Genomic DNA, 3,079 nt, shown 5'->3' with positions numbered 1-3,079 from the left:
GGGCGGCGAGGCCGCCGAGCCCCGCCAGCAGCGCGCGTCGCGTGAGCACGATCCCTACTCTTCGTGCTTGGCTTCGATGTAGGTCCGGATCGCCCACATGGCTTCCTGCGAGAGGATGCCGTCGAAGGCCGGCATCTTGGTCACGCCGTTGATCACGGCCCCGTGCTTCATGCGCTCGACGAAGTACTCGTCGCCCTCCTTGCCGACCGGCAGGTAGCGCAGGTCGGGGGCCAGCCCGCCGGAGATCAGCTGCAGGCCGTGGCAGCGGGCGCAGTTCTGGTTGTAGCCGGAATCGCCGACCGCGACCGCCTTCTGGTTGCCCCGGTAGGGGTTCTCGGCCTTCCACTCGGAGCCCAGCGCCTCGAGCCCGGCGGTGTCGACGGGCTGGGGCTGCACGTCGCCGTGAGCGAGCGCGCCGAGCACGAGGCCGCCGAGCGCGAGGCCGAGCAGGGCGCCGCCCGTCAGCCGGAGCCGTCTGGTCATCACCGTTTCCTCCGAAAACACCTTCATCCGCGCGCTCCTCTGCCCGGGGCGAGCGGCCCCGGCCGGCGCGCGGCGTCTTGGCGGGAGAGAGACCCGCATCAGGGAAAAACGGTAGCAAGCCCGGGCGGGGCGCCCCATTGTGCTTTGGTACGACGCGCGCCACCCCGCTCGGACTGCCGCGTCTCGGACCTTGGTCCAATACCGGGCGGTGCGGGCCCGCCTATGCTCGGTCCCGAGGACAGGGATGGAAACGAGCCGGGGCAGGATGCCGACACGCTCCGATCTCGCCGGGGGCGGACGGGCGCGCGTGGCCGCGGCGCTGGCGCTGGCCGCGCTGCTCGGGCCGGCGCACGCCGCGCCCGAAGGGGGCGCGCCGACACAGGCGCGGCAGCCGACGCCGCTGGCGATCCACTACATCGAGCGCCGGGTCGAGCGACCGAAACCCCTCAACAACGAGCCCCCGGTGCCGGACGACGAGGGCCGCGCCGGGGCGCAGCTCGGCCTCGCCGACGGCAACGCCACCGGCCGCTTCGTCGGCCTGCGCTTCAGCCTGAGGACCAGCGTGGTCGAGCCGGGGGCCGACCTGCGCGCGGCCCTCACGGAGGGGGAGGGCGCCCGCTTCCTCGTGGTCAACGCGCCGGCCGCCGACCTGCTGGCGCTCGCCGACATGCCCGAGACCCGCGACGCGGTGATCCTCAACGTCGGCGCGCCGGACGTCGCCTTGCGCGACCGCGACTGCCGGGCGCGGCTGCTGCACGTGCTGCCGTCGCGCGACATGCTGGCCGACGCGCTGGTGCAGCTCCTCGCCCACAAGCGCTGGACCCGGATCCTGCTGGTGCAGGGGCCGGGCGCCGGGGACGCGGCCTATGCCGAGGCCCTGCGCCGCAGCGCCCGCAAGTTCGGGGCGCGGATCGTGGCCGAATCCAGCTTCGACGCCCGCGGCGCGGACCTGCGCGATTCGGCGCTTCGCGAGTTCGCCCTCGTCACCCGCGGCCCCGAGCACGACGTGGTGGCGGTGGCCGACGAGGCCGGGGAGTTCGGGCCGAACCTCGTCTACAACACGGCCTCGCCCCGGCCCGTCGTCGGCACGCAGGGGCTCTCACCCGCCGCCTGGGGGCGCCCGGTCGAGGCCTGGGCCGCCGTGCAGCTGCAGGCGCGCTTCGCCAAGCTGGCGCAGCGCCCGATGGGCCCGGTCGACTGGGCCGGCTGGATGGCGGTGCACGCGGTGACGGAGGCCGCGACGCAGCTCAAGTCCGCCGACCCGGAGGCGGTGCGCCGGCTGCTCCTGTCGGACAGGTTCGAGGTCGGCGGCTTCAAGGGCCGGGCCCTGAGCTTCCGCGCCTGGAACGGGCAGTTGCGCCAGCCGGTCTTCGTGCTCTGGCCCGGCGCCGTGGTGGCGGCCGCCCCGGTCGAGGGCTTCCTGCACCGGCGCACCGAACTCGACACGCTCGGGCTCGACGCGCCCGAGAGCGCCTGCCGCGCCTTCGGAGGCTCCCGATGATCCGCCCCGCCCTGCTCGTCCTCGCCCTCCTCGCCGGCCCGGCGCGCGCCGAGGAGATCTTCGTCTCGAACGAGCGCGACAACACCGTCTCGGTGATCGACAGCCGCGACTGGAGCGTCGCCCGCACCTTCCCGGTCGGCCGGCGCCCGCGCGGCCTCACCTTCTCGCCGGACGGGCGCCGGCTCTACGTCTGCGCGAGCGATTCGGACGCCGTGCAGGTGATCGACCCCGACACCGGCCGCCTCCTGCACGACCTGCCCTCGGGCGAGGACCCGGAGCAGTTCGCGCTGGCGCCGGACGGGCGCACCCTGTTCATCGCCAACGAGAACAACGCCACCACGACGGTGGTCGATGCCGAGGCGCGCCGGGTGCTCGCCCAGATCGACGTCGGCATCGAGCCCGAGGGCATGGCGGTGAGCCCGGACGGGGCGCTCGCGGTGACGACCTCCGAGACCACCAACATGGTGCACTGGATCGACGCGCGGACGCTCCAGGCGATCGACGCCACGCCCGTCGGCCAGCGCCCGCGCCACGCGGAGTTCACCCGGGACGGCCGGACGCTCTGGGTCTCCTCCGAGATCGGCGGCACGGTCTCGGTGATCGACGTGGCGACCCGGCAGGTGGTCGAGACGATCGCGTTCGAGATCAAGGGCATCTCGGCCGACCGCATCCAGCCGGTCGGCATCGCGCTCACGGAGGACGGCGCCACCGCCTTCGTGGCGCTCGGGCCCTCCGACCGGGTCGCGGCGATCGACACGCGCACCCGCACGGTCACGGCCTACATCCTGGTCGGGCGCCGGGTCTGGCACGTGGCGATGCTGCCGGGCGGGCGGGAACTCGTCACCACCAACGGCGTCTCGGGCGACGTCACGGTGATCGACGCCGCCGCGCTCAAGGCCGTGCGCAGCGTGAAGGTCGGGCGCTATCCCTGGGGGGCGGCGGTGCGGCCCGCACCGGGCGCCGCGCGCCCCGAGGGGCGCGCGGCCGGGGGCGGGGAGTGAGGGCGTCCGCGGCGACCATCCTCGCCCTCCTCCTCACCCTCCTCACCCCCGCCCGCGCCGGCAGCCTCGACCGCGCCGGCATCGAGCGCCACTT

3 protein-coding genes are annotated in these 3,079 nt (G+C 74.7%); 2 read left to right on the top strand and 1 reads right to left on the bottom strand.

What is annotated here, in order from left to right; genetic code table 11:
• Window positions 1-54: 54 nt before the first annotated feature.
• Window positions 55-483, bottom strand: a complete 429-nt coding sequence (pedF, locus tag AX737_RS02000) for a cytochrome c-550 PedF (RefSeq protein WP_066918594.1) — start codon at window positions 481-483, stop codon at window positions 55-57.
• 265 nt (window positions 484-748) lie between these two features.
• Here pedF and AX737_RS01995 point away from each other — a divergent pair, with 265 nt between their 5' ends.
• Both AX737_RS01995 and AX737_RS01990 read left to right on the top strand, forming a co-directional pair.
• Window positions 749-1,984 carry an ABC transporter substrate-binding protein gene (locus AX737_RS01995; RefSeq protein ID WP_156453477.1) on the top strand — a complete coding sequence of 412 codons (1,236 nt, stop codon included), beginning with the start codon at window positions 749-751 and terminating at the stop codon, window positions 1,982-1,984.
• Window positions 1,981-2,985: a YVTN family beta-propeller repeat protein gene (locus AX737_RS01990; protein WP_066918590.1), complete on the top strand. Its 1,005-nt coding sequence runs from the start codon at window positions 1,981-1,983 to the stop codon at window positions 2,983-2,985. Before AX737_RS01995 ends, AX737_RS01990 begins: the two co-directional genes overlap by 4 nt.
• Window positions 2,986-3,079: the final 94 nt, after the last annotated feature.

Source organism: Methylobacterium sp. CCH5-D2 (assembly GCF_001556475.1).
Lineage (GTDB): Bacteria > Pseudomonadota > Alphaproteobacteria > Rhizobiales > Beijerinckiaceae > Methylobacterium > Methylobacterium hispanicum.
This window is presented reverse-complemented; position numbering and strand designations above follow the sequence as displayed.